Below are 24,369 nucleotides of genomic sequence, written 5' to 3'. Positions count from 1 at the left end.
ACCCCAAGAACGCGCTGTGGCCGGATGCAATTGCTTTGCCGTAGGAGCGGCTTCAGCCGCGACGGGCTGCGCCGGGGTGACTGTCGCGGCTGAAGCCGCTCCTACGACAGCACGCTTCGCGTCGTCGTGGGGAATGCCCTGGCGCGGTTCCTCTTGTGGCCACTATGCGCTCGCACGGCACGGCTCTCGCCGCGACGCGGGATGGCGCAGTCGTCGCACCGCTGCAGGGGCGCGTGCGGGCCGTCGTGTGGATCGAGCGACTGGCGGGCCGCGGTGTCGGCGCGAGAGGCGCCGAAAGGCGCGTGTCAGCGGCAGCGAGGACGCTGGGGACGGCAAGCGCCATTCGGCGCACGCGACAGGAGGCCGCGTGCGCCACGGTCGGCTCAGGCCGAAGTCAGCCCCATCAGGTTTTCGGCGTGTTCGCGCCAGGTCGGCAGCTTGCTCAGCATGCCGGTCTTGGACAGGTACTCCTCGTCCACCTCCGAGCCGCTGGCCAGGGCCATCGCCACGTGTACCGCGCCGGTGACCCAGAAGCTGCGGGTGCTGGAGCGCTGCGGCTGGCGATGGAAGGCCACCGCCTCGATGATCGGCATCGGCAGGCCCCACAGGCCGAGCAGGTAGGCACCGGCCTCGGCGTGGCCCGGGCGGGCGTCGTCGGCATCGACGGGCGGCTCGCGCTCGTCGCGCACGCCCGGCAGCAACAGGCCGATGTCGGCCAGCAGCGCCGCGGTCGAGCCCAGTTCGACGCTGGACGCCGGCAGCATCTTCGCGGCCAGCTTGGACGCCAGCAGCGAGCGCTGCTGCAGCGCGTTGCGCTCGGCGTTGGACAGCGCCTGCACCGAGAACACTTCGCTGGCCAGGACCAGGTCGCGCAGGGTGGCGGTGCCCAGCCGGGTGACGGCGGTGCGCAGGTCGGAAATGGTGCGGCCGTTGGAGAAGAACGCCGAATTGCACAGCTGCAGCACCTTGGCCGCAATCGCCGGGTCGGCCGAGACCAGCTTGGCCAGGTCGGCGGCGTTGCTGCCTTCGTCCTGCTCCAGCGCGTGCATCAGGCTCAGGTACAGATGCGGGGGTGAGGGCAGCTTCTCGATGCGGCCGATGCTGGAGCGCAGGCGCGGGTTGCCCAGCAGTTCCTGCAGTTCTTCCAGGCTGGTCACCGCCTCCAGCAGCATCTCCGGCGACAGTGGCAGCGGCAGGAACCGGTGCGCCACGCCGATGATCCGCGCCGGCGGCGCACGGTTGCTCTGTTCGGCCTCGATCAGCGCGATGCGGATGGTTTCGGGGCTCAGCGTGCGGATCTGGCCGAGCAGGGTGGCGGTGGTCAGGTCCGGCAGCGTCGGCGCGGCGATCACCGCATCCAGGCGCACGGTGGCTGCCGCGGCGATCGCGGCATTGCCGTCGGCGACGCTCTGGACCTGCCAGTCGTCGCCCAGATCGCGAATGTATTCAGTGACTTCGGACGGAAGGCTGGCTTCGTCGCCGACGAACAGGATGCGCAAGAGACTGTCCCCCAAGAAGAGCCGGATCGCGGACGGACCGGGCTCGCTGATGCCATGACGCAATGTACCGCAAACCCCGAAGCGCGGCGCCCCGGCAACGGCAAAACGTGAAACGGATCAGCCGTGGCGGGGCAGGCGCCCCGCCTCGGCCGCGCGGCTCAGGCGCCGGCTTCGTAACGGGTCACGGACTCGCGCAGGATGCGCTTGGCCTCTTCGGCATTGCCCCAGCCGTCGAGCTTGACCCACTTGCCCTTCTCCAGATCCTTGTAGTGCTCGAAGAAGTGGCCGATGCGCTCCATCCAGTGGCCGGACACCTGGGTGATGTCCTCGATGTGCGCGTAGCCCTGAAACACCTTGGCCACCGGCACCGCCAGGATCTTCTCGTCGCTGCCGGCCTCGTCGCTCATCTTCAGTACGCCGACCGGGCGGCAGCGCACCACGCAGCCGGGCACCAGCGGCAGCGGCAGCACCACCAGCACGTCGGCCGGGTCGCCGTCGCCGCACAGGGTGTTGGGCACGTAGCCGTAATTGCAGGGGTAGCGCATCGGGGTGGAGAGGATGCGGTCGACGAAGATGGCGCCGCTGGCCTTGTCCACTTCGTACTTGACCGGCTCGGAATCCTTGGGGATTTCGATGACGACGTTGATTTCTTCCGGCAGGTTCTTGCCGGAGGTGACCAGTTCCAGACCCATGCGCTAGCTCCAGTGGAGTGGCTTCTAAAGAGGCAGGCATTCTAGTCGGTTGGCTGTTGCAATGCAGCGCACGGCGCTTCGGAGGATTCCTACAGCGGTTTCGGACTCCATACCGGCCCGCATGGGGCGCATTCCGATGGTGCCGGTCCTCGGGGGCGGCGACCCTGTGGCCACTGTCCCCCATCAAGGAGCAAGACGATGAACGGAATCCGGCGATCGATATGGCCGCTGCTGGCGGTGCTGGTCCTGGCCTGCGGCGCTGCGCAGGCGCAGCAGGCGGCGCCGAGGTATGTGGATGCAATGGACTACCCAGCGCCCGGCGAAGGCTGGGAGGCGTTCGCCGACCTGGAGCGACGGCTGGCGCACGACTTCGACCAGCTCTGCGGCGACACCTTCTGCGAAGGCGACTACAGCGACTACCGGCCGCTGCGCTATCGCTGCTCGGTGCGTCAGCGCGACGGGGTGATCGGCGAGTGCCTGTGGAGCTTCGCCGCCAGCGAGGCCAGCGTCGACCCGGACACCGGCCAGGTGGTGGTCGATGCGCGGCTGTGGCACTGCCGCACGCCGCTGCAGCCGCAGACCCGGTTGCACGCGCTGTACGCGGCGCTGTCGGGCGAGCGACCGCTGTTCGCGCCGCTGCCGCACAGCGAGCGCAGCATCAACGACGGGTTGATCGACTGCCTGTAGCCACGACGCGCATGCGCAGCGGGCGTCGGCATGTCGCCGGCGCCCGCTGTCCATTCAGCTACAGCAGCGGCACCAGCAGCAGCGCCACGATGTTGATGATCTTGATCAGCGGATTGATCGCCGGTCCGGCGGTGTCCTTGTACGGGTCGCCGACGGTGTCGCCGGTCACCGCGGCCTTGTGCGCCTCGCTGCCCTTGCCGCCGAAATGGCCGTCCTCGATGTACTTCTTGGCGTTGTCCCAGGCGCCGCCGCCGGTGGTCATCGAGATCGCCACGAACAGGCCAGTGACGATGGTGCCGATCAGCAGGCCGCCGAGCGCGCGCGGGCCCAGCAACAGGCCGACCACGATCGGCACCGCGACCGGCAGCAGCGAGGGCACGATCATTTCGCGGATCGCCGAGCGGGTCAGCATGTCCACCGCGCGGTCGTACTGCGGCTTGCCGGTGCCCTGCATGATCCCGGCGATCTCGCGGAACTGCCGCCGCACTTCCTCCACCACCGCACCGGCGGCGCGGCCCACCGCTTCCATCGCCATCGCGCCGAACAGGTACGGGATCAGGCCGCCGATCAGCAGGCCGATGATCACCGTGTGGTCGGACAGGTCGAAGGCGAAGGTCTCGGTGGGATGCGCGGCGCGCAGGTTGTGGGTGTAGTCGGCGAACAGCACCAGCGCCGCCAGCGCCGCCGAGCCGATCGCATAGCCCTTGGTCACCGCCTTGGTGGTGTTGCCGACCGCGTCCAGCGGGTCGGTGACCGCGCGCACCTCCGGCGGCAGTTCCGCCATCTCGGCGATGCCGCCGGCGTTGTCGGTGATCGGGCCGTAGGCGTCCAGCGCCACGATCATGCCGGCCATCGACAGCATCGCGGTGGCGGCGATGGCGATGCCGTACAGGCCCGACAGCGCGAACGCGCCCCAGATCGCCGCGCACACCGCGATCACCGGCAGCGCGGTGGATTTCATCGAGATGCCGAGCCCGGCGATGATGTTGGTGCCGTGGCCGGTGGTCGAGGCCTGCGCCACATGCTGCACCGGCTTGTACTGGGTGCCGGTGTAGTACTCGGTGATCCACACGATCAGCCCGGTCAGCGCCAGGCCGATCAGCGCGCAGCCGTAGAGCTTGCCGGCACCGGCGGCGGTGTCGCCCATCAGTTGCTGGGTCACCGGCCAGAACGCCAGCGCCGCCAGCACCGCCGAGACCACCACGCCCTTGTACAGCGCGCCCATGATCGAGCCGCCGGGGCGCACGCGCACGAAGAAGGTGCCGACGATCGAGGCGACGATCGACACCCCGCCCAGCACCAGCGGATACAGCACCGCGTTGCGCCCGGCCTCGGCGGCCATCAGCCCGCCCAGCAGCATCGTCGCGATCACCGTGACCGCGTAGGTCTCGAACAGGTCGGCAGCCATGCCGGCGCAGTCGCCGACGTTGTCGCCGACGTTGTCGGCGATCACCGCCGGGTTGCGCGGATCGTCCTCGGGGATGCCGGCCTCGACCTTGCCCACCAGGTCCGCGCCGACGTCGGCGCCCTTGGTGAAGATGCCGCCGCCCAGGCGCGCGAAGATCGAGATCAGCGAACTGCCGAAAGCCAGGCCGACCAGCGCATGCAGGCTGTCGCCGACGCTGTGGCCCAGCCACTGCAGCAGGCCGTAGTAGCCGGCCACGCCGATCAGGCCCAGGCCCACCACCAGCATGCCGGTGATCGCGCCGCCGCGGAACGCCACCGCCATGGCCGGCGCCAGCCCGCGCCGCGCCGCCTCGGCGGTGCGCACGTTGGCCCGCACCGACAGGTTCATGCCGATGTAGCCGGCGACCCCGGACAGCACCGCGCCGATCGCGAAGCCCCCGGCGGTGTACCAGCTCAGGAAAACGCCGACCAGCACCAGCAGCACCGCGCCGGCGATGGCGATGGTCAGGTATTGGCGGTTGAGGTAGGCGCGGGCGCCTTCCTGGATCGCATCGGCGATCTGCCGCATGCGTTCGTTGCCGGCGGGTTGCGCCAGGATCCAGCGCGTGGAGACGATGCCGTAGAGCACCGCCAGAGCCGCGCACGCCAGTGCCACGGTGACCGCATATCGTTCCAGCATGACCCCTCCCAAGGATGTGGATGGCGCCCAAGCGTTGGACGTACCGCGGGATCACACCGTAGGAGCTGAAGCATGCAACGACTCCGCGGCCACAACGCGCGCCGCTGGTGCGTATCGCAATGTCATCTGGCCTGGACGTGGGCGAGTATGCGCCTGGCTCGGTGCTGCCGCCAGCGACCCGGCAGGGCATCGCAGTTTTGGCGTCCGGTTCAGTCTGCGCATGGCAGCGTGGCGCATCGCTTCCCAGGAGCCCTCCGATGCACACGACGCTTTCCCCAAGGCTGCGCGCACGCGCTTCGATCCTGGCCATCGCCCTGTACGCGCTGGCGCCGCTGGCCGCGGCGGCCGCCGATCCGACCCCCGAATTGCAACGCCCGGCCAGCGCGCCGCAGGCGGTCGGGGTGGTGCACACCATCCGCCAGATCCCCGAGGCCTGCGTGCGCTTCGAGGGCGAGTACACCGGCGATACGGCGCAGCCCTACCGGTTCTCCGCGGTGCGCAGCAGCCCCACCTGCCAGCCGCGCGCCAGGCTGGTCGAGTTCGACCAGGCCAAGCCCAGCGAGGCCACCGGCTGGAAGTTCAACGATCTGATCCGCGTGCCCAGCGCGGCCTGTCCCTCGCAGCAGGCGGTGGTGCGGGTGTGGCGCAAGCCGGTCGCGCTGAATACCGAGCGCGATGGCCAGGGCCAGTCGCGCATCTATCTCGAAGAGGCCAAGCAGCAGGCGGCCGCCGGCAAGGTCCCGCAGGTGCCGCAGTTCACCGCGCAGATGACCGTGGAGGGCAAGGCCTGCCGCTGAGTGTGCGGCTTGGATGACAGCCTCGCCCGTGTCGCCTGCCGCGCGGCACGGGCCGCAGGTTTGCATGATGGTGACGGACCTGTCGTGTCACGCACATGGCACATGCGCGCCATCGGCGTCTGCGTAAACCGGTACCCAGGGACATGCGCGCGGCTGTCTCGCGCTACTTGATCGTCGCCGACCCATCGCCTGCGGCGTGCGCAACGGGCGACGCCACATCGCGCGCAGCTGCGCCGGTATGCCGCCGCCGCCATTCGTCGGCGACATCGCCCATGGTCTTGGCGACACCATTGCGGATCCACGCCATGAACGCGCGATCGAAGGCGAAGCCGTCGCCGCATGCCGCAACGAGAAAACGACGCACATTCTGCGTGTTGCGGTAGCGCCCATCCACCGGCGTCGCGCGCGTGATGGTGTCGCTGTGCCAATCGAAGTGCATGCGGTTGGACGCGCTGGTCGGATCTTCGTGCGTGTCGCGCATCCTGGTTGTCCCGTCTTCTCGGAAGCTCCGGAAACTCCGGCATCGGCGCCGGAGGCGCCGGCGCTGTGCACCCTCTTGTCGCGTCCCTCGATCGTCACGCGCAGCGCCTGCGGACGCCGGCGCGAATGGCGCCATGCCGCGCGCGACGGCATGCGCCGAGATGACGCCATGACGATCCTGCGCCGCGCTGTCACCCCTCCCAGGCCGGCAGCTTCTTCTTCACCGCCACGTTCTTCAGCGCCACGTACTTGGGCAACCCATCCGTGCCGTAGGGCAACGGCGCTTCGCCGCGGATCAGCGGCTGCAGGTAACGGCGCGCCTTCTCGGTGATGCCGAAGCCGTCCTTGCGCAGGAATCCGGCGGGCATCTTCTTCTCGTGGTTGGCGACCTTGTACAGCGGGGCCGCCTCAATCTTCCAGCGGTACGGTGCATCGCTGCTGCGCACGATCGCCGGCATCACCGCGTTCATGCCCTTCAGCGCGAACTGCACCGCGGCGTTGCCGACGGCCTGAGCCTGCTCCCAGTCGGTACGGGAGGCGAGGTGGCGGGCCGAACGCTGCAGGTAGTCGGGCAGGGTCCAATGCACCTTGTAGCCCAGTTCGGCCTTGACCTTGCCGGCCAGGTAGGACGCCACGCCGCCGAGCTGGCTGTGCCCGAACGCATCGGTGCCGCCGCCGGCATCGGCGACGAAGCGCCCGTCGGCGGTCTGGATGCCCTCGCTGGCCACCACCACGCACCAGCCGACCCTGTCCACCACCTTGCGCACCTGCGCCAGGAACGCGGCCTCGTCGTAGGCGCGTTCGGGGAACAGGATGATCTGCGGCGCGTCGTCCGGCGATTGCGCGGCCAGCCCGGCGGCGGCGGCCAGCCAGCCGGCATGGCGGCCCATGGCTTCGTAGACAAATACCTTGGTCGAGGTCTCGGCCATCGCCGCCACGTCCAGTGCCGCCTCGCGCACCGACACCGCGGTGTACTTGGCCGCCGAGCCGAAGCCCGGGCAGGTGTCGGTGACCGCCAGGTCGTTGTCGATGGTCTTGGGCACGCCGATGCAGTGCAGCGGGTAGCCGAACGCCTGCGCCAGCTGCGACACCTTCCACGCGGTGTCGGCCGAATCGTTGCCGCCGTTGTAGAGAAAGTAGCGCACGTCGTGCGCCTGCAGCACCTGCAGCAGGCGCTCGTACTTGGCGCGATCGGCCTCCAGCGACTTGAGCTTGTAGCGGCACGAGCCGAACGCGCCGCCGGGGGTGTGGGCCAGCGCGGCGATGGCCGCCGCCGACTCCTTGGAGGTGTCGATCAGGTCCTCGCGCAGCGCGCCGAGGATGCCGTTGCGCGCGGCCAGCACCTTGACCTTGCGCGCCCGCGCTTCGCCGATGACGGCGGCGGCGCTGGCGTTGATGACGGCGGTGACGCCGCCGGACTGGGCGTACAGCAGGGTGCCTTGGGCCATGGTCGGGGTTCGCTCCTGGGGTGGGGACATTGCCGGGACATTGCCCGGATGCGGTAAGCTGGGGATCTAGCGGTGCAGCGCAGGCGTGGCCCCCGAGTCTAACGCCGCCGGCCGCGCACGGTACTTTCCTCGAGGAGTCAGGTTGATGCGATTGGTTCTGTTGGGACCGCCCGGATCGGGCAAGGGCACGCAGGCGGCCCGCCTGAAGGACAAGCTGCAGATCCCGCACATTTCCACCGGCGATCTGCTGCGCGCCGAAGTCGCCGCCGGCACCCCGCTGGGCGTGCAGGCCAAGGAAGTGATGGCGCGCGGCGACCTGGTCTCCGACGACATCCTGCTGGGCATGCTCGAATCGCGCCTGGGCCGCGACGACGTCGCCAACGGTTTCATCCTCGACGGCTACCCGCGCAACCTGGCCCAGGCCTCGGCGCTGGACGACCTGCTGGCCAAGATCGGCCAGCCGCTGGACGCGGTGGTACAACTGGACGTGGCCAACGAGCTGCTGGTCGAGCGCATCGCCGGCCGCGCCAAGGCCGAAGGCCGCGAGGACGACAATCCCGAGTCGGTGCGCAAGCGCCTGCAGGTCTACACCGATTCGACCGCGCCAGTGATCGGCTTCTACGACAAGCGCGGCACGCTGGCGCGAGTGGATGGCGTCGGCTCGCTGGACGAGGTGCTCGCCCGCATCCTGGCGGCGATCGGCCGCTGAGGCGGCCCGGCACGCCGGCGCTCGCAGCGGGCGCCGGACGTGCAGATGGCGCGGGATCCCGGACAGTTGCGCGTCTCCCAGTCACGACGCGCAGCACCCGTAGGAGCGGCTTCAGCCGCGACGGGCTTTACCGGAAATGCGCATCGCGGCTGAAGCCGCTCCTACGAAGGTAAGGTTGTCTCCCGCCGCGGCGTAGCGAGTGATCGGCCGTGGGCGCGCATGCCGCTTGCCATGGCGGCGAGCTCAGTAAATAAGGTGCCAGCGAACGGGCTTGCTCAGGGCCCCACGACATGAGCTCCCTTGGGGATGGTCTCTTGGGGAGTAGAACCACAGGGTGTCGAGGCTGGCCCGTTCATTCTCGGCGTCGGCTCCCGACTTGCCTATCGGGGACTTTCCTCAGCGGATGTGGGGGATTCCCTACTTGACGGCGTCGCGCCACGGTTGCCCCGGATCGGCCCCGCAGCCTGCCTGCCACGGCCAACGGCCGCGCCTGCGCCGGTTTGCGTGCGTCGGGGGATCGGCGACAATCGGACCATGAGCAAGATCCATATTCTCGGCATCGCCGGTACGTTCATGGGCGGTGTCGCCGCGCTGGCGCGCGAACTCGGCCATGCGGTCGAGGGCAGCGACCAGGCGATCTACCCGCCGATGTCCACGCAGCTGGAACTCCTGGGCATCGCGCTGAAGCAGGGCTACCTGCCCGAGCACATCGCCGCGGATTGCGACCAGGTGATCGTCGGCAACGCGCTGTCGCGCGGCAACGCGGCGGTGGAGGCGGTGCTCGACGCCGGGCGCGCCTACACCTCCGGCGCGCAATGGTTGAGCGAGCAGGTACTGCCGGGGCGCGACACCCTGGCGGTGGCCGGCACCCACGGCAAGACCACCACCACCAGCATCCTGACCTGGCTGCTGCAGGCGGCCGGGCGCGAGCCGGGCTTTCTGATCGGCGGCGTGGCCGAGGACTTCGGCGTGTCCGCGCGGCTGGGGTTGCCGGTCGCCCAACCCTCATCCGGCGCTGCGCGCCACCTTCTCCCGGAGGGAGAAGGACATCAGGGGCCGGCCCTAGCGGGCCGCCCGCTGTTCGTCGTCGAGGCCGACGAGTACGACACCGCGTTCTTCGACAAGCGCAGCAAGTTCGTGCACTACCGGCCGCTGGTGGCGATCCTCAACAATCTCGAATACGACCACGCCGACATCTTCCCCGACGTCGCCGCGATCCAGCGCCAGTTCCACCATCTGGTGCGGACCGTGCCGCGCCGCGGGCGGCTGATCGTCAATGGCGAGGACGCGCATCTGCGCGAGGTGCTGGCGATGGGCTGCTGGACGCCGGTGGAGCGTTTCGGCTTCGATCCGGCCTTCGACTGGAGCGCACGCCTGATCGCCGCCGACGGCAGCCGCTTCGCGGTGCTGCACCAGGGCCGCGAACTGGGCGAGGTGGACTGGCCGCTGCTCGGCCGCCACAACGTGATGAACGCGCTGGCCGCGCTGGCCGCCGCCCATGCGGTGGGCGTGGCGCCGGCGCAGGTGATGCCGGCGCTGGCGCGCTTCCGCAGCGTCAAACGGCGCCTGGAAGTGCTCGGCCAGGCGCAGGGCATCACCGTGTACGACGACTTCGCCCATCATCCCACCGCCATCCGCACCACCCTGGAAGGCCTGCGCGCCAAGGTCGGCGCCGCGCGCATCGTGGTGGCGATGGAGCCGCGCAGCAATTCGATGCGGCTGGGCGCGCATGCGCAGGCGCTGGCGCCGTCGCTGGAGGCCGCCGACGCGGTGGTGTTCCTGCAGCGGCCGGAGCTGGCCTGGGACGCCGGCAAGGTGATCGCCGCGGTGCGCGGCGAGGCCTGCGCGGCGGCCGACGTGGACGGCTTGCTGGCCGCGCTGCAGGCGCAGGCGCGCGCCGGCGACCACGTGGTGTTCATGTCCAACGGCGGCTTCGACGGCGCGCCGCGCCGCTTTCTGGCCGCGCTGCAATGAGCGCGGCCGGGCACGGCGGAGCCGGCGCGTGAGCCCGCAGCGGACCACGCTGCCGCTGTTCCCGCTGCACGCGGTGCTGCTGCCCGGGGCCGCGATCAAGCTGCGGGTGTTCGAGCGCCGCTACCTGGACCTGGTCCGCGAGTGCGGGCGCACCGACAGCGGCTTCGGCGTGTGCCTGATCCTGGACGGCAGCGAGACCGGCGCCCCGGCGGTGCCGGCGGCGTTCGGCACCGAGGCGCGCATCGTCGATTTCGATGTCGGCGCCGATGGCGTGCTGGTGCTGAGCCTGCGCGGCGCACGGCGCTTCCACGTGCTGCGCAGCCGGGTCCGCGACAACGGCCTGGTGGTCGGCGACGTGGAATGGCGCGAGGCCGATGGCGACGACGAACTGCGTCCGCAGCACGCGCTGTTGGCGACGGTACTCGACAGCATCCTCGACCAGGCCGCCGCGGTGTACCCACTGGCCGGTCCGCGCCAGCTCGACCAGGCCGCCTGGGTCGGCTGGCGCATGGCCGAACTGCTGCCGCTGGACGAACGCCAGCGCCTGTCGCTGCTGCAGGAAGACGACCCGCACGCGCGGCTGGATCAGTTGCTGGCCTGGATTCCGTGAGCGAGGCAGGCGAGGGCGGCTGCGCCGTCCCGCTCTGCATGCGGAACACGGCGGCGCGGCATCGGCGCGGCCGAGCGCCCCAGCAACCACGATCGCCGCACGCTGCACTCGCGCAGCGGCCAGGGCGCCGACCTGCGCCCCGCACGCGATATTCAGCGCACCGCTAGCAGGCGCAGGCCACGCTTGGCAGCGATCGGCGGCCGCGCCCGGCTGCCGGCAACGGCATCCCGCCCTGGCGGCCTGACGTCCTGTCCACGCACGATCGAGGACTTCGTATGAAGCGTTCCTTCCTGCTGTTGTTGCTGTCCGCTGGCGGCGGCCTGAACCTGCCCGCCATCGCCGCCGAGACTTCCCCCGCGCCCGCGCCGGCTGCCGCAGCCGGCCAGGCCGACTGCCCGCGCGGCTCAATCGCCCTGGTCACCGGCAATGCCGATCAAGTGTCGCCCAAGACCTGCCTGACGCCGTCGATGAAACCGTTCGCCCTGCAGCGCGGGCAACTGTTCGCCATCACCCTCACCGAGAACGGCTCGACCGGCAGCGCCTGGGCCTTGCGCAGCCTGCCCGCGCCGCTGTCGCTGCTCGACGTCGAGCATGCGCCGGGCACGGCCTGCGCCACGGGCCGCATGGGCTGCCCCAGCACTGTCACCTACACCTTCAAGGCCACCGATCACGGTGGCGGCACGATCGATCTCATCTACTCCCGGCACTGGGAAGATCGCGCCACCGACTCGCGTTCGATCCGGGTCGAGGTGAAGTAGCCGCCACCACTGCCTGCAGTCGCAGGCAGGACGGCGCTGATCGTTCAGCAGCGCGAAGGGCGCCGACGCCGCTCAGGGCGACGGCGGCGCCTCGCCGTCGCTGCGCACCAGCAGCACCGGGATCTGGCTGCGACGGTGCATGTCCTTGCGCGTGGGCAGCGCGTGCAGCGCCTCGGTCACGGCGTTGAGCGCCGGATCGGCACCGCGCAGCGGGCGCCACAGGCCGATCAGGTTGACGTGGCGCTCGTAGCGCAGGCTCTGCGCGCTGCCCAGCCACAGCGGCACGTTGCCCGGCTGCAGGCGCGCCGGCGCCGGCCACAGGCGCAGCGCGTACAGCTCGTCCGGATTCGGGCCGGGGCGCAGCATCAGCAGCGACTCGACGCGCGTGTCCAGCGTCGCCGGCAGCACCGGCACCTGCGCCGGCGTGGCCTTGTAGTCGAGCAACTGCAGCGCCTGCTGCCAGCCGGCCTGCGGCTGCACGCGCCAGCCGGCCGCTTCGAGCTGGCGCTGCAGCGGCGCCAGCGGTCCGGCCACCTGGATGTCCAGCGGCCAGCGCTGGTCGTCGTCGAACTCGTTGCGCCGTGACGGCAATTGCCGCCAGTCGCGCTGCCACCAGGCCGCATCCGCCAGTTGCGTCACCTGCGGCGGCGGCGGTTCGAACTTGGCCAGCTTGCGTTCCAGCTGGCGCGGCGCATACCACAGCGCGGCGATCGCGAAGCCGCCATAGAACAGCCAGGCCAGCGGCTTCATCCAGAACCCGCGGTTGAAGCGGCGGCGGTAGGCGATGCCCAGCACCAGCAGCCAGAAGATGCCGAACAGCATGCCGCCGACCACGTCGCTGAGCCAGTGCGCGCCCAGGTACAGGCGGGCGAAGCCGATCAGGGTCACCACCGCGCCGGACAGCAGATAAGGCCAGACCCGCGAGCGCCCCGGCAGTTCACGCGCGATCAGCACCGCAAAGAAACCGAAACTGATCGTGGCCATGGTCACCGCCACCGACGGAAAGCCGAAACCGCTGCTGGCCGCAGGCGGCCGCACCACGTGCACCGTGGTGCCGAGCAGCTTGGTCAGGGCCAGGCCGAACGCCAGTGCCGCCAGCCAGTGCGCCGCGGCCATCCAGCGCCGGCGCCAGGCCAGGTACAGCAGGCCCAATGCGGTCGGCGGCAGCAGCACCTGCCAGTCGCCCAGCGAGGCCAGCGCGGTCATCGGGTAGTCGGCCAGCGGGTTGCGCAAGGCCAGCATCAGGTCGTGCACCGCCAGGTCCAGGCGCAGCGGCTCGCCGTGCGCCACCACCACCATCAGCAGCGCGAACCAGCCCCAGCCCAGCGCCAGCAGCATCACCGCCAGCATCGCCAGCGGCACCGACTCGCGCCGCTGCGGATCGAATACCGCGATCGAATAGCGGCCCAGCACCGGGTGCCGGCGCGACCAGTCCAGGCCGCGCGCCAGCAGCGCGTCCATGTGCCCGGCCGACCAGCGGTAGCCGTACAGCACGATCGCCCACACCAGGCCCAGCGCCAGCGCCAGCAGTCCCACCACCAGGAACAGGCGCCCGGCGACCGCGGCCACTGCGTCGTAGGCCTGGCCGAGCAGCCAGCCCGGTCCGAGGAACAGCAGCGCCCAGGTCACCGCGGCCACGCTGCTGGGCAGCAGGTAGCGCCGCAGCGGCATCTTCATCATGCCCGCCACCGCCGGCACGAACGGGCGGATGGCGCCGACGTAGCGCGCCACCAGGATGCTCTTGAAGGCATTGCGGCGGAACATCGCCTCGCCGCGGTCGAGCAGCTGCGGGTAGCGCTTGAACGGCCAGTAGGTGCGCAACCGGTCGCCCCAGCGGTAGCCGACCCAGTAGCTGAGCGCATCGCCGATCAGCGCGCCGAGCGCGGCGCTGACCACCGCGTACGGGCCGGAGATCTGGCCCAGGCCGATCAGCACGCCGATCGCGAACAGCAGCGGCAGCGCCGGCACCAGGGTGCCGAGGATGATCACCGCATCGCAGAACGCGATGGCGAAGATGACCGCGCCGGCCAGGATGGGGTGTGCTGCGATCCACTCCAGCGTGGCATCGGTCCATGAGGCATTCATGGGGCGATTATAGGGGGAGCACGATGACCGTCCGTGCAAGCGACCGCGCGGCCGATCGTGACCGGTCCCTGGGCCTGCCTGCGCTGCCGCCGGACGGAGGCGAGGCGGCGAGACCGTCGCCGCGGGTCACGCCAACGGCGGCAGCAGGTTCAGCAGCAGCACCATGCCCAGGCCCACCAGCGCCACGATGGATTGCACCACCGAGATCGTCTTGGTGGCTTCGCCCATGCTCATGCCGAAGGATTCCTTCACCAGCCAGAAGCCGGCGTGGTTGGCGTAGTTGAAGAACAGCGAGCCGCAGCCGATGGACAGCGCCAGCAACGGCAGGTTGAGCGTGGGCTCGGCGCTGCCGAGCGGCGCCAGCAGCCCGGCGGCGCCGACCACGCCGACGGTGGCCGAGCCGGTGGACACCGACAGCAGCATCGAGATCAGCCAGCCAAGCAGCAGCGGCGACAGCGCCAGCTGCTGGCTCATGTGCACGATCGCATCGCCCACGTGCGCATCGGTCAGCACCTGCTGGAAGGCGCCGCCGCCGGCGATGATCAGCAGCACGCCGGCCACCGGCTTGACGCTGTCGCCCAGGGTCTTGCGCAGCGCGGCCGGCGCGCCCGGCCGCAACGCGACCTGCGCGAACAGCACGCCGAGCAGCATCGCGACGATGGGATGGCCGACGAAGGCCGTGGCATGCAGGACGGCCGACTCCTTGCGCAACAGCATCTCGGCCACGGCATGGCACAGCATCAGCAGGGCCGGCGCCAACGCCGCCAGCACACCCAGACCGAAGGCGGGCGGCGTGCGTTGTGCGGACGCGCCACCGTCCGCGGCGGCGGCCGACGCGTACTGCGCCAGCAGCGCCGCATCCGGTTCGGCCTGGATGTGCCGCGCGATGTAGCGCCCATACAGCGGTCCGGCCAGGACGATGGCGGGAATGGCCGCGATGAAGCCATAGAGCATGGTGGCGCCCACGCTGGTTCCCAGCGTGGCGATGGCCGTGAGCGGGCCGGGGTGCGGCGGCACCATGCCGTGCATGGCGGCGAGGGCGGCGATGACCGGGACGCCCACGTAGGCATAGGCCGAACCGTTGACCTGGCGCTGCGCTTCCAGCTTGCGGGCCACGCCGAAGATCAGCGGCAGCAGGATCACCAGGCCGACTTCGAAGAACATGGGAATGCCGACGATGAAGGCCACGCCGGCCATGGCCCAGGGCAGCGTACGTGGCGAGGCGCGGCGCAGGATCGCGTTGGCCAGCGTGTCGGTCACCCCCGCTTGCGCCAGGAGCTTGCCGAGCATCGCGCCCAGCGCCACCACCAGGCCGACCGCACCCAGCGTCTTGCCCGCGCCCGTGGCGACGGCGTGCAGCAGCGCGTCCATCGGCATGCCGACGACCAGGCCGGTGAGCAGCGACACCAGCAGCAGCGCCAGCAGCGGATGCACTTTCGGGCGCGCCACGATCAGCAGGACCAGGGCGATGACGCTGAAGAGCGCGGTGAACAGCAGGGACAGGTCGTTGGAACTCATGGGAGCGCTGTCGCGTGAATCGGCCGCCAGCTTAGCCTGCGCCGCCGCCCGAGTGCCGGACGCTCCCGGCAGGCACGGCAAGGCCGTGCGGCAACGCGCCGAACGGTGCGACCTCGGCGCGGCGGTGCGGCGACGGGCCCGGCCCGCCTCGCAAACGGCAGCGCACGCTCTACACTGGCCGGATGCCTGCCGCCGCTCCCCGCACCGTCCAGATCCTCAAGGCCGACAGCTTCGGTCGCATCCTGCTGCTGGGCGAGGGCGACACGCGCTTCGTCCGCCGCGACCTCACTGCCTCGCCGTGGTGGCTGCGGCTGCCGGCGTGGTGGCTGGCGCGCCGCGAGGCGCTCGCCCTGCGGCAACTGGACGGCATGGCGGCGACGCCGCAATTGCGCGGCTGGGACGGCACCTTCCTGGACCGCAGCTACCTGGACGGCGCGGCGATGTACCAGCGGCCGCCGCGCGGCGACCTGGCCTATTTCCGCGCCGCGCGGCGTCTGCTGCAGCAGGTGCACCGGCGCGGCGTGGCGCACAACGACCTGGCCAAGGAAGCGAACTGGCTGGTGCTGGCGGACGGCAGTCCGGCACTGATCGACTTCCAGCTCGCCGTGCGCGGCGCGCCGCGCTCGCGCTGGATGCGCCTGCTGGCGCGCGAGGATTTGCGCCACTTGCTCAAGCACAAGCGTATGTACTGCGCGCACGCGCTCACCCCGGTCGAGCGGCGCCTGCTCAAGCGCCATTCCTGGGTGCGCGAACTGTGGTTCGCCAGCGGCAAGCCGGTCTATCGCTTCGTCACTCGGCGCCTGCTCAAGTGGGAAGACAACGAGGGGCAGGGGCCGAAGCCCTGAAGAGCTGGGATTGGGGATTCGGGATTGGGGATTGGCAACGGCGCATGGCGGCGTCTGACGCTGCCCTGGTGGGAACGACAAGGCGCTAAGCTTTGGCGAATCCCCAATCCCGACTCCCCAATCCCGTGACCTTACAAGGTAAAACGCTCCTCATCACCGGCGCCTCGCGCGGTATCGGGCTGGCGATCGCGCTGCGGGCCGCGCGCGATGGCGCCAATGTGGCGATCGCGGCGAAGTCGGCGGTGCCCAATCCCAAGTTGCCCGGCACCATCCACAGCGCGGCGGCGGCGGTGGAGGCGGCCGGTGGACGTGCGCTGGCGCTGAAGTGCGACATCCGCGAAGAGGCGCAGGTGCGTGCGGCGGTGGCGGCGACGGTCGAGGCGTTCGGCGGCATCGACATCCTGGTCAACAACGCCAGCGCGATCTGGCTGCGCGGGACGCTGGAGACGCCGATGAAGCGCTTCGACCTGATGCAGCAGGTCAACGCGCGCGGCAGTTTCCTGTGCGCGCAGGCCTGCCTGCCGCATCTGCTGCGCAGCGCCAACCCGCACATCCTGACCCTGGCGCCGCCGCCGTCGCTGGATCCCAAGTGGTGGGCGCCGCATACCGGCTACACCTTGGCGAAGATGGGCATGAGCTTCGTCACCCTGGGCCTGGCCGGCGAGTTCGGTCCGCAGGGCGTGGCGGTCAATGCGCTGTGGCCGCGCACGCTGATCGCCACCGAGGCGCTGAACATGATCCCTGGCGTCGAGGCCGGCAACGGCCGCCGCCCGGAGATCATGGCCGACGCCGCGCACGCCGTGCTGACCCGGCCGGCGGCCGGCTTCTACGGCCAGTTCCTGATCGACGCCGCGGTGCTGGCCGAGGCCGGGGTGCACGACCTGTCCGGCTACGCGCTGGATCCGTCGCAGCCGCTGCTGCCGGATCTGTTCCTGGACTGAGGCCCCGAGGCGCCCGCGTACAGGAAGCGACGCGGCGCCGAGTTTTGGGGAACAGGAGGCCGCGACCGCAGCGCACGGCGTGCGGGCGACTGCGCGCTGCACAAACGCTCTGTTCCATCCGAGCGCGGCCGGTGCCGCAACGACCCGGCGCGGCTATGCTGCCGGGGTCTTGATGCCACCGTCGCCCATGCCCGCTCCAGTCGCCGTCGCCCTGCCGCGCCTTCCCGAGTCCCGCCACGCCGTCCACGCCGATCTCAGCGACAACGAGCGGCACATGCTCGATCGCCTGCGCCTGGCCGGCACCGCCACCCGCGCCGATCTCAGCCGCAGCACCGGGCTGACCGTGCAGTCGGCGGTGCGCCTGGTCGATGCGCTGGCCGAGCGCGGCCTGGTCGCGATCGGCGCCTCGCTGGCGCACGCGGGCCGCGGCAAGCCGGGCGCGGGCATCGCGCTCAATCCCGGTTACGGCCACACCGTCGGCTACGCGATCGCCACCGATGCGCTGTCGCTGGCGCTGCTGGATTTCAGCGGGCAGATCCGCGCCACCGCCGAACATGCGCTGCGCTCGACCGAGCCGGCCGCGCTGCTGGCGCAACTGCGCGAGGCCGATGCCGCGCTGACCGCCGCCGCTGGCGCCGGGCTCGGCCCGCGCCTCGGCGCGGGGGTGGCGATGACCGGCTTCTTCGTCGAGGACGGCGTGCACATGAATCCGCCCGAGCCGCTGCGCGCGCTCGGTGCGCTGTCGATCGGCGACTGGCTGGCCGAGGCGCTGGGCCTGCCGGTGTGGGTGGACAACGACGGCACGGTGGCGGCGGCGGGCGAGAGCCTGCTCGGCATCGGCCGCCAGTACCGCGATTTCGCCTATCTGCACTTCAACTACGGCCTGGGCGGCGGCGTGGTGATCGACGGCGCCTGCCTGCGCGGCGCGCACGGCAATGCCGGCGAGTTCGCCGGCATGCTGCCGCAGCAGGGGCTGGAGCGCGGCACGCTGGAGCTGTTGCGGCAGTTGCTGGCCGAGGACGGCATCGCGCTGCCCGACATCCGCGCGCTGCTGGCGGCCTACGATCCGGCGTGGCCGGCGATCGAGCGCTGGATCGCGCGAGTGGCGCCGGGCCTGTCGCTGATCGTCTCGGCGATCGTGGCGATCTTCGATCCGCAGGCGGTGGTGTTCGGCGGGCGCATGCCGCGCGAGCTGGCCACGCGGCTGATTCCGCATGTGCGCATCGACAACCAGCCGCGCCGCGGCCAGGCGCGGCCGTTGCCGCTGCTGCTGCCGGCCGCCGCCACCGCCGACGCCAGCGCGGTGGGCGCGGCGGCGCTGCCGCTGAAGGCCTGCTATTTCCGCTGAACCCATTCCCCCAGGGCGTCGCCATGCCTGCACGCCGCCGGCGCTACCCTATGTGCCGTTTCCGCGCGCCATCGCGGTACGGTGCGCCCCATTCCCCACCCTCGGAGCTGTCACGATGAAATACCTGCACGCCATGATCCGCGTCCACGACCTGGAGAAGACCAGCAAGTTCTTCACCGAAGGCCTGGGCCTGCACGAAACCCGCCGCATCGAGAACGAAGCCGGCAAGTTCACCTTGGTGTACTTCGGCGCGCCGGAGAACCCGGAGGCCGAGGTCGAGCTGACCTACAACTGGGGCTCGGACGAGGACTACGGCAGCGCCCGCAACTTCGGCCACCTGGCCTTCGAGGTCGACGACATCTACGCCCTCTGCGCGCACCTGCAGTCGCTCGGCGTGACCATCAACCGTCCGCCGCGCGACGGGCGCATGGCCTTCGTGCGCACGCCCGACCTGATCTCGATCGAACTGCTGCAGAAGGGCGATGCGCTGGCCCCGGCCGAGCCGTGGGCGTCGATGCCCAACACCGGCGTGTGGTGAGTGCTCAGGGCGCAGCCTCGGGCAACGCCTGGCCGCAGCCCCGGCAATAGCCGGCGCTGCGGTCGTGGCCGTGCAGGCCGCAGCGTGCGCAGGTACGGCGATCCGGCGCGCGAAGGCGGTCGGCATCGCGCAGGCTGTTGGCCAGTTCGGCGGTGTAGATGCCGGTGGGCACGGCGATGATGCTGTAGCCGATCAGGATCAGCACCGAGGTGATGGCGCGGCCCAGCGGGGTGAGCGGGGCGATGTCGCCGAAGCCGACCGTGGCCATCGTCACCACCGCCCAATACATCGCGGTGGGAATGCTGGTGAAGCCGTTGGCCGGGCCTTCGACCACGTACATCAGCGCGCCGAAGATCACCACCAGGGTGATCACCGTGAACAGGAACACGAACACCTTGCGCCGGCTGCGCCACAACGCATCGATCAGCAGGCTGCTTTCCTCGACGTAGCGGGTCAGCTTGAGGATGCGGAACAGCCGCAGCACCCGCAGCACGCGCACCACCAGCAGCGTCTGCGCGCCGGGCAGCAGAAACGAGATGTAGGTGGGCAGGATCGACAACAGGTCGATCACGCCCCAGAAGCTCAGCGCGTAGCGCAACGGCCGCTGCACCGTGGCCAGGCGCAAGGCGTACTCGGCGGTGAACAGCACGGTGAAGCCCCACTCCAGCACGTACAGGGTGCCGGCGTGACGGCTGTGCAGCGCCGGCACGCTGTCGACCAGGATCACCGCGACGCTGGCCACGATCGCCGCGACCAGCAACAGGTCGAAGTTGCGCGAAGGCGTGGTGTCGTGCCGATAGATGATGTCGAACCAGCGGCGCCGCCAGCCGTGCTCGGTCGCCGGGGCGAGCGGGGAATCGAGGAAAAATCGCATCCGTCCATGCTACCCGAGCCGCGTTGCAGTCGTGGGCGCACACGTTCGGCGCGACCGGCGGCGGCGTGCGGAACGGGCATCGCGGCGGCGTTTGGGCCTGCTTGCGCTGGCGCGGCGGACGCCGGGCCAACGAGCCGCGGAGGCCCCTGTCGTTCCAGGTGGCCGCCGCGGTCCCGGGCAAGTGCCATCGGCGGTCTTATAATCGAGCGCTCTCCCGCAGGATGTTCCCCCGATGACCGCTTCCTCCGCCGCGGACCTGATCGCCCTCGGTCAACGCTATGCCCTGCCGATCTACCGTCCGCGCCAACTGGTGCTGGAGCGCGGCCAGGGCGCCCGGGTCTGGGACAGCGAGGGACGCGACTACATCGACCTGTCGGCCGGCATCGCCGTGTGCGGGCTCGGCCACAACGATCCGGACCTGCAGGCGGCGCTGCTCGAACAGGCCGGCAAGCTGTGGCACACCAGCAACGTGTTCTACAGCGAGCCGCCGCTGCGGCTGGTCGAGGAACTGGTGGTGGCCTCGCGCTTCGCGCACAAGGCGTTCCTGTGCAATTCCGGCGCCGAGGCCAACGAGGCGGCGATCAAGCTGGTACGCAAGTGGGCCACCGCCCAGGGCCGTCCGCCGCAGCGGCGGGTGATCGTCACCTTCCGCGGCAGTTTCCACGGCCGCACCCTGGCCGCGGTGACCGCCACCGCGCAGCCGAAGTACCAGGAAGGCTACGAGCCGCTGCCAGGCGGTTTCCGCTACGTCGACTTCAACGACATCGTGCAGTTGGAAACAGCCATGGCCGCGGGCGACGTGGCCGCGGTGATGCTGGAGCCGGTGCAGGGCGAGGGCGGGGTGATGCCGGCGGCGCCGGGCTTCCTGGCGCAGGTGCGGGCGCTGTGCGACCACCACGGCGCGCTGCTGGTGCTGGACGAGATCCAGTGCGGCATGGGCCGCACCGGCACCTTGTTCGCGCATTGGCAGGACCAGGTCGTCCCCGACATCGTGACGTTGGCCAAGGCGCTGGGCGGCGGCTTCCCGATCGGCGCGCTGCTGGCCGGGCCGAAGGTCGCCGAGACCATGCAGTTCGGTGCGCACGGCACCACCTTCGGCGGCAACCCCTTGGCCGCGGCAGTGGCGCGGGTGGCGCTGCGCAAGCTGGCCTCGACGGCGATCGCCGCCAACGTGTCGCGGCAGTCGGCCGCGCTGCGCAAGGGCCTGGCGGCGCTCGACGAGGAGTTCAGGCTGTTCTCGCAGGTGCGCGGACGCGGCTTGATGCTCGGTGCGGTGTTGAACCCGGCGCATGCCGGGCAGGCCGGGACGATCCTCGACCACGCCGCCGCACACGGGGTGCTGACCTTGCAGGCCGGGCCGGACGTGTTGCGCTTCGTGCCTGCGCTGAACATCACCGACCAGGAGCTGGCCGAGGGCCTGCAGCGGTTGCGCACGGCGCTGCGGGAGTACGTCGGCACGCGTTGACAGTTACCCCGACAGGAGGGCATCGCGCCAGTGGTCACGTCACCTGCAGGCAAGCGCCTGTGGGAGGGACTTCATTCCCGACGCGATGACCGGTGACCGCCGCAATGCGGGGAGCGATGGCCTCGGGGTCCGCGAGGTCATCGCCTCGCACGTCGCAGCTGAAGCCGCTTTAATCCATCTTGTTGCTGCGGCAGGACGCATCTGCCGCGTGCGTAGGCGCGATGCCTACGCCAGGCCATGTCGCGCCAGCGCGCGGCGCACCGCGCGCGCGCCGCTGGCGGTTTCCGCGCGCATGCCGATGGCACGGGCGCCGCGCACGTTGACAAACAGGTCGTCGAGAAACAGGGCGTGCCGCGGGGCGACGCCGAAGTGGTCGAGCGCACGCCGATAGACCTCGGCCTGCGGCTTGCGCCCGCCCAGCGTGCCGCTGCACAGCACGCGGCCCTGCAGCAACGGGAACAGCGTCGGCACGATCTGCGCGATCGCCTGGGCCATCAGCGCGCCGTTGTTGGTCAGCACGCCGATGTCGACGCGGTCGGCCAGAGCCAGCACCTGCGCGACCACTCCGGCATCGGCGCGGCTGGCGGCCACCCGTGCGGCGATCCATGCAGTCGCATCCACCTGGGCGCCGAGGCCTGCGCTCAGCCGCTGCAGATAGGCGTCGGTATCCAGTTCGCCGCCGTCGTAGGCGGTTTCCAGTCCGGAGCCGAACAGGGCCTCGCGGACCTGCGCGGCCTCGCAGCGGCAGTGCGCGGCCAGCGCGGCGATGCGCACGGTGCGCGTGTAGTTGGCCAGCACGCCGTCGAAGTCGAGCAGCAGCAGCGCCGGCCGCGCGCGGATCATTGCGGACACGAGAGGTCCTGTGTGGGTCGCGCTTGGTGTAGCGCAGGAGCCGCGCCGATCAAACCGGGTTTCGAGGGCACCGCCGTGCGCCACGATGCGTGCCGATGATGCAATGCGCCATCGCTTGTCGTTGACAAGCCGTTGCGCGCGAGCGGACAGTCGGGGCGCGCCGCACGCGCGATCTGCCGTGGCGCTATGCCATCTCTCTTGCCGAGGAATCCGCCTTGAACACCAAGTTTCCATCCCTCCTGCTTGTGCTCGCCGGCCTCGCGTTCGCGCCGGCGGCCTGGGCCAAGACCTGCGCGGTGACCATCACCGGCACCGACCAGATGTCCTTCGACCAGACCCAGATCAAGGTCGCGGCCGATTGCACCGAGGTGGCGGTGACGCTCAAGCACAGCGGCAAGCTCGCCGCTGCGGTGATGGGCCACAACTGGGTGCTGACCAAGACCGCGGATTTCCAGGCGGTGGCCAATGCCGGCACCAGTTCCAGCCTGGCCGACAACTATTTGCCCAAGAACGATCCGCGGATCATCGCCCACACCAAGGTGATCGGCGCGGGGCAGTCGGACACGGTCAAGTTCTCTACCGCCAAGCTGAGCAAGGGCGGCGACTACACGTTCTTCTGTTCGTTCCCGGGTCACTGGGCGGTGATGAAGGGCAAGTTCGTGTTCGGCTGATCCCGCGCAGCATGGCGCGCTGCCGTGACGCCATGGTCGCTGTCTTGGCATCTCAGCCGGCAGCGACCACGGCGAACGCCTCGCGCGCCGCGGCCAGCGTGGTCTCCAGCACGGCGTCGTCGTGGGCGCTGGACACGAAACCGGCCTCGTACGCCGAGGGCGCCAGGAACACACCGCGGTCGAGCATGGCGTGGAAGAAGCGGTTGAACGCGGCGGTGTCGCAGGCGGTGGCCTGCGCATAGGTCTCCACCTTCTCGGTGGTGAAGAACAGCCCGAACATCGCCCCGACCTGGTTGGTGGTGACCGCCACGCCGGCCGCCGCCGCAGCGGCTTCCAGGCCGGCGCACAGCTGCGCGGTGGTCGCGTCCAGGCGCTGGTGGAAGCCCGGCGCCTGGATCAGCTCCAGCATCGCCAGCCCCGCGGCCATCGCCACCGGATTGCCGCTGAGCGTGCCGGCCTGATAGATCGGCCCGGACGGCGCCACCTGCCGCATCAGCTCGGCGCGCCCGCCATAGGCGCCCACCGGCATGCCGCCGCCGATGATCTTGCCGAAGGTGGTCAGGTCCGGGGTCACCCCGTAGTGCGCCTGCGCGCCGCCCAGGGCGACGCGGAAGCCGGTCATCACCTCGTCGAAGATCAGCAGCGCGCCGTGCCGGGTGCACAGGTCGCGCAGGTGCTGCAGATAGCCCGGGCGCGGCGGGATGCAGTTGGCGTTGCCGACCACGGGCTCGATGATGACCGCGGCGATCTCATGGCCGATCTCCTCGAACAGCGCAGTGGCGCCCTCGGCGTCGTTGTAGGCCAGGGTGGCGGTGAGTTCGCTCAGGCCTGCCGGTACGCCCGGCGAGGTCGGCACGCCCAGGGTCAGCATGCCGCTGCCGGCCTTGACCAGGAACGAGTCGCCGTGGCCGTGGTAGCAGCCTTCGAACTTGACGATGCGGTTGCGCCCGGTGGCACCGCGGGCCAATCGCACCGCCGATAGCGTGGCCTCGGTGCCGGAGTTGACCATGCGCACCATCTCGCAGGACGGCACCAGCCGGGTGATGGTCTGCGCCATCGTCACCTCGGCCGGGCAGGGCGCGCCGAACGACAGCCCATCGCCGATCGCGCGCTGCACCGCCTCGCGTACCGCCGGGTGGTTGTGCCCGGCGATCATCGGCCCCCACGAGCCGACGTAGTCGATGTAGCGGTTGCCGTCGACGTCGTACAGGTACGGCCCATCGGCGCGCTGCACGAAGAACGGCTCGCCGCCCACCGACTTGAAGGCGCGCACCGGCGAATTGACGCCGCCGGGAATCAGCGATTGCGCTTGGGCGAACAGGGCGTGCGAGCGGGAATGGGTCATGAGCGGAAATCCTTGGCGATGCTGGCCGGGCCGACCGGCCGGGCGCGGAGCGAGGCCGTCTATTGTCGCGGCTGCCGCCGATGTGCGCCATGTCGTCGATCTTGCCGCAGCCGGCGCTGCGCTGTGGATTTGCTTCAAGCCCCTCTC

Annotated in this window: 22 protein-coding genes; 12 read left to right on the top strand and 10 right to left on the bottom strand. The window is 70.5% G+C overall.

Annotated elements, in window-relative coordinates:
* Positions 1-383 precede the first annotated feature (383 nt).
* Together AC1PK7_RS16400 and ppa are read right to left on the bottom strand one after the other, a co-directional pair.
* Positions 384-1,499, bottom strand: coding sequence for an HDOD domain-containing protein (locus AC1PK7_RS16400; RefSeq protein WP_010343377.1), 1,116 nt, complete (start codon positions 1,497-1,499; stop codon positions 384-386).
* Positions 1,500-1,657: 158 nt separating this feature from the next.
* Positions 1,658-2,191: an inorganic diphosphatase gene (gene ppa, locus AC1PK7_RS16395; RefSeq protein WP_010343376.1), complete on the bottom strand. Its 534-nt coding sequence runs from the start codon at positions 2,189-2,191 to the stop codon at positions 1,658-1,660.
* Positions 2,192-2,389: 198 nt separating this feature from the next.
* Here ppa and AC1PK7_RS16390 point away from each other — a divergent pair, with 198 nt between their 5' ends.
* Positions 2,390-2,878 carry a hypothetical protein gene (locus AC1PK7_RS16390; protein WP_481098823.1) on the top strand — a complete coding sequence of 163 codons (489 nt, stop codon included), beginning with the start codon at positions 2,390-2,392 and terminating at the stop codon, positions 2,876-2,878.
* Between the two features lie 58 nt (positions 2,879-2,936).
* Here AC1PK7_RS16390 and AC1PK7_RS16385 read toward each other — a convergent pair whose 3' ends face one another.
* Positions 2,937-4,964: a sodium-translocating pyrophosphatase gene (locus AC1PK7_RS16385; RefSeq protein WP_017910504.1), complete on the bottom strand. Its 2,028-nt coding sequence runs from the start codon at positions 4,962-4,964 to the stop codon at positions 2,937-2,939.
* 257 nt (positions 4,965-5,221) lie between these two features.
* On the opposite strand from AC1PK7_RS16385, the gene AC1PK7_RS16380 reads away from it, so the two are divergent.
* Positions 5,222-5,761: a hypothetical protein gene (locus tag AC1PK7_RS16380; protein WP_481098822.1), complete on the top strand. Its 540-nt coding sequence runs from the start codon at positions 5,222-5,224 to the stop codon at positions 5,759-5,761.
* 163 nt (positions 5,762-5,924) lie between these two features.
* Here AC1PK7_RS16380 and AC1PK7_RS16375 read toward each other — a convergent pair whose 3' ends face one another.
* Positions 5,925-6,242: a DUF6434 domain-containing protein gene (locus AC1PK7_RS16375; RefSeq protein ID WP_481098821.1), complete on the bottom strand. Its 318-nt coding sequence runs from the start codon at positions 6,240-6,242 to the stop codon at positions 5,925-5,927.
* A gap of 190 nt (positions 6,243-6,432) precedes the next feature.
* A complete protein-coding gene (locus AC1PK7_RS16370) occupies positions 6,433-7,689 on the bottom strand; it encodes a 6-phosphofructokinase (protein ID WP_481098820.1) in 1,257 nt (418 codons plus the stop codon).
* A gap of 145 nt (positions 7,690-7,834) precedes the next feature.
* Between AC1PK7_RS16370 and AC1PK7_RS16365 the strand changes: the two genes are divergently transcribed.
* The 4 genes from AC1PK7_RS16365 (at position 7,835) to AC1PK7_RS16350 (ending at position 11,740) form a co-directional block, all read left to right on the top strand.
* Complete coding sequence (locus AC1PK7_RS16365; protein ID WP_209230549.1) at positions 7,835-8,398, top strand: adenylate kinase; 564 nt, start codon at positions 7,835-7,837, stop codon at positions 8,396-8,398.
* A gap of 534 nt (positions 8,399-8,932) precedes the next feature.
* A complete protein-coding gene (gene mpl / locus AC1PK7_RS16360; protein ID WP_481098819.1) occupies positions 8,933-10,372 on the top strand; it encodes a UDP-N-acetylmuramate:L-alanyl-gamma-D-glutamyl-meso-diaminopimelate ligase in 1,440 nt (479 codons plus the stop codon).
* A 28-nt stretch (positions 10,373-10,400) separates the two neighbouring features.
* Positions 10,401-10,982, top strand: coding sequence for an LON peptidase substrate-binding domain-containing protein (locus tag AC1PK7_RS16355; protein WP_019802480.1), 582 nt, complete (start codon positions 10,401-10,403; stop codon positions 10,980-10,982).
* A gap of 275 nt (positions 10,983-11,257) precedes the next feature.
* A complete protein-coding gene (locus AC1PK7_RS16350) occupies positions 11,258-11,740 on the top strand; it encodes a protease inhibitor I42 family protein (protein ID WP_481098818.1) in 483 nt (160 codons plus the stop codon).
* Positions 11,741-11,812: 72 nt separating this feature from the next.
* Here AC1PK7_RS16350 and AC1PK7_RS16345 read toward each other — a convergent pair whose 3' ends face one another.
* Together AC1PK7_RS16345 and AC1PK7_RS16340 are read right to left on the bottom strand one after the other, a co-directional pair.
* Positions 11,813-13,825 (bottom strand): bifunctional DedA family/phosphatase PAP2 family protein, encoded by a 2,013-nt coding sequence (locus AC1PK7_RS16345; RefSeq protein WP_481098817.1) that lies wholly within the window; start codon positions 13,823-13,825, stop codon positions 11,813-11,815.
* 126 nt (positions 13,826-13,951) lie between these two features.
* Positions 13,952-15,343: a GntP family permease gene (locus AC1PK7_RS16340; protein ID WP_481098816.1), complete on the bottom strand. Its 1,392-nt coding sequence runs from the start codon at positions 15,341-15,343 to the stop codon at positions 13,952-13,954.
* Between the two features lie 182 nt (positions 15,344-15,525).
* Here AC1PK7_RS16340 and AC1PK7_RS16335 point away from each other — a divergent pair, with 182 nt between their 5' ends.
* The 4 genes from AC1PK7_RS16335 (at position 15,526) to AC1PK7_RS16320 (ending at position 19,015) form a co-directional block, all read left to right on the top strand.
* Positions 15,526-16,188, top strand: a complete 663-nt coding sequence (locus AC1PK7_RS16335; RefSeq protein ID WP_481098815.1) for a serine/threonine-protein kinase — start codon at positions 15,526-15,528, stop codon at positions 16,186-16,188.
* 125 nt (positions 16,189-16,313) lie between these two features.
* Positions 16,314-17,129, top strand: a complete 816-nt coding sequence (locus AC1PK7_RS16330; RefSeq protein WP_481098814.1) for an SDR family oxidoreductase — start codon at positions 16,314-16,316, stop codon at positions 17,127-17,129.
* Between the two features lie 187 nt (positions 17,130-17,316).
* On the top strand, positions 17,317-18,477 hold the full coding sequence (locus tag AC1PK7_RS16325; RefSeq protein WP_481098813.1) for an ROK family transcriptional regulator: 1,161 nt from the start codon (positions 17,317-17,319) through the stop codon (positions 18,475-18,477).
* A 115-nt stretch (positions 18,478-18,592) separates the two neighbouring features.
* The gene (locus AC1PK7_RS16320; protein ID WP_010343362.1) at positions 18,593-19,015 is read left to right on the top strand and encodes a VOC family protein; all 423 of its coding nucleotides are present in this window, start codon (positions 18,593-18,595) and stop codon (positions 19,013-19,015) included.
* Positions 19,016-19,019: 4 nt separating this feature from the next.
* Here the strand turns inward: AC1PK7_RS16320 and AC1PK7_RS16315 are convergent, their stop codons facing one another.
* Positions 19,020-19,889: an ion transporter gene (locus tag AC1PK7_RS16315; RefSeq protein WP_481098812.1), complete on the bottom strand. Its 870-nt coding sequence runs from the start codon at positions 19,887-19,889 to the stop codon at positions 19,020-19,022.
* 232 nt (positions 19,890-20,121) lie between these two features.
* Between AC1PK7_RS16315 and AC1PK7_RS16310 the strand changes: the two genes are divergently transcribed.
* Complete coding sequence (locus AC1PK7_RS16310; protein ID WP_481098811.1) at positions 20,122-21,354, top strand: acetylornithine transaminase; 1,233 nt, start codon at positions 20,122-20,124, stop codon at positions 21,352-21,354.
* 225 nt (positions 21,355-21,579) lie between these two features.
* Here the strand turns inward: AC1PK7_RS16310 and AC1PK7_RS16305 are convergent, their stop codons facing one another.
* On the bottom strand, positions 21,580-22,197 hold the full coding sequence (locus tag AC1PK7_RS16305; RefSeq protein WP_481100913.1) for an HAD-IA family hydrolase: 618 nt from the start codon (positions 22,195-22,197) through the stop codon (positions 21,580-21,582).
* Positions 22,198-22,526: 329 nt separating this feature from the next.
* Between AC1PK7_RS16305 and azu the strand changes: the two genes are divergently transcribed.
* Positions 22,527-22,877: an azurin gene (gene azu, locus AC1PK7_RS16300; RefSeq protein ID WP_481100912.1), complete on the top strand. Its 351-nt coding sequence runs from the start codon at positions 22,527-22,529 to the stop codon at positions 22,875-22,877.
* A gap of 52 nt (positions 22,878-22,929) precedes the next feature.
* Here azu and hemL read toward each other — a convergent pair whose 3' ends face one another.
* On the bottom strand, positions 22,930-24,222 hold the full coding sequence (hemL, locus tag AC1PK7_RS16295) for a glutamate-1-semialdehyde 2,1-aminomutase (RefSeq protein ID WP_420007686.1): 1,293 nt from the start codon (positions 24,220-24,222) through the stop codon (positions 22,930-22,932).
* Between the last annotated feature and the right edge of the window lie 147 nt (positions 24,223-24,369).

It is taken from the genome of Xanthomonas sp. NCPPB 3174 (assembly GCF_056725205.1).
This window is presented reverse-complemented; position numbering and strand designations above follow the sequence as displayed.

Bases quoted from the DNA above. Each gene is read 5' to 3' on its own strand.
- mpl (WP_481098819.1), top strand. From the start codon at position 8,933: ATGAGCAAGATCCATATTCTCGGCATCGCCGGTACGTTCATGGGCGGT.
- AC1PK7_RS16375 (WP_481098821.1), bottom strand. From the start codon at position 6,242: ATGCGCGACACGCACGAAGATCCGACCAGCGCGTCCAACCGCATGCAC.
- AC1PK7_RS16325 (WP_481098813.1), top strand. From the start codon at position 17,317: ATGCCCGCTCCAGTCGCCGTCGCCCTGCCGCGCCTTCCCGAGTCCCGC.
- AC1PK7_RS16365 (WP_209230549.1), top strand. From the start codon at position 7,835: ATGCGATTGGTTCTGTTGGGACCGCCCGGATCGGGCAAGGGCACGCAG.
- AC1PK7_RS16305 (WP_481100913.1), bottom strand. From the start codon at position 22,197: ATGATCCGCGCGCGGCCGGCGCTGCTGCTGCTCGACTTCGACGGCGTG.
- AC1PK7_RS16320 (WP_010343362.1), top strand. From the start codon at position 18,593: ATGAAATACCTGCACGCCATGATCCGCGTCCACGACCTGGAGAAGACC.
- AC1PK7_RS16350 (WP_481098818.1), top strand. From the start codon at position 11,258: ATGAAGCGTTCCTTCCTGCTGTTGTTGCTGTCCGCTGGCGGCGGCCTG.
- AC1PK7_RS16370 (WP_481098820.1), bottom strand. From the start codon at position 7,689: ATGGCCCAAGGCACCCTGCTGTACGCCCAGTCCGGCGGCGTCACCGCC.
- AC1PK7_RS16385 (WP_017910504.1), bottom strand. From the start codon at position 4,964: ATGCTGGAACGATATGCGGTCACCGTGGCACTGGCGTGCGCGGCTCTG.
- AC1PK7_RS16340 (WP_481098816.1), bottom strand. From the start codon at position 15,343: ATGAGTTCCAACGACCTGTCCCTGCTGTTCACCGCGCTCTTCAGCGTC.
- AC1PK7_RS16345 (WP_481098817.1), bottom strand. From the start codon at position 13,825: ATGAATGCCTCATGGACCGATGCCACGCTGGAGTGGATCGCAGCACAC.
- AC1PK7_RS16315 (WP_481098812.1), bottom strand. From the start codon at position 19,889: ATGCGATTTTTCCTCGATTCCCCGCTCGCCCCGGCGACCGAGCACGGC.
- AC1PK7_RS16310 (WP_481098811.1), top strand. From the start codon at position 20,122: ATGACCGCTTCCTCCGCCGCGGACCTGATCGCCCTCGGTCAACGCTAT.
- AC1PK7_RS16390 (WP_481098823.1), top strand. From the start codon at position 2,390: ATGAACGGAATCCGGCGATCGATATGGCCGCTGCTGGCGGTGCTGGTC.
- AC1PK7_RS16335 (WP_481098815.1), top strand. From the start codon at position 15,526: ATGCCTGCCGCCGCTCCCCGCACCGTCCAGATCCTCAAGGCCGACAGC.
- azu (WP_481100912.1), top strand. From the start codon at position 22,527: ATGTCCTTCGACCAGACCCAGATCAAGGTCGCGGCCGATTGCACCGAG.
- hemL (WP_420007686.1), bottom strand. From the start codon at position 24,222: ATGACCCATTCCCGCTCGCACGCCCTGTTCGCCCAAGCGCAATCGCTG.
- AC1PK7_RS16380 (WP_481098822.1), top strand. From the start codon at position 5,222: ATGCACACGACGCTTTCCCCAAGGCTGCGCGCACGCGCTTCGATCCTG.
- ppa (WP_010343376.1), bottom strand. From the start codon at position 2,191: ATGGGTCTGGAACTGGTCACCTCCGGCAAGAACCTGCCGGAAGAAATC.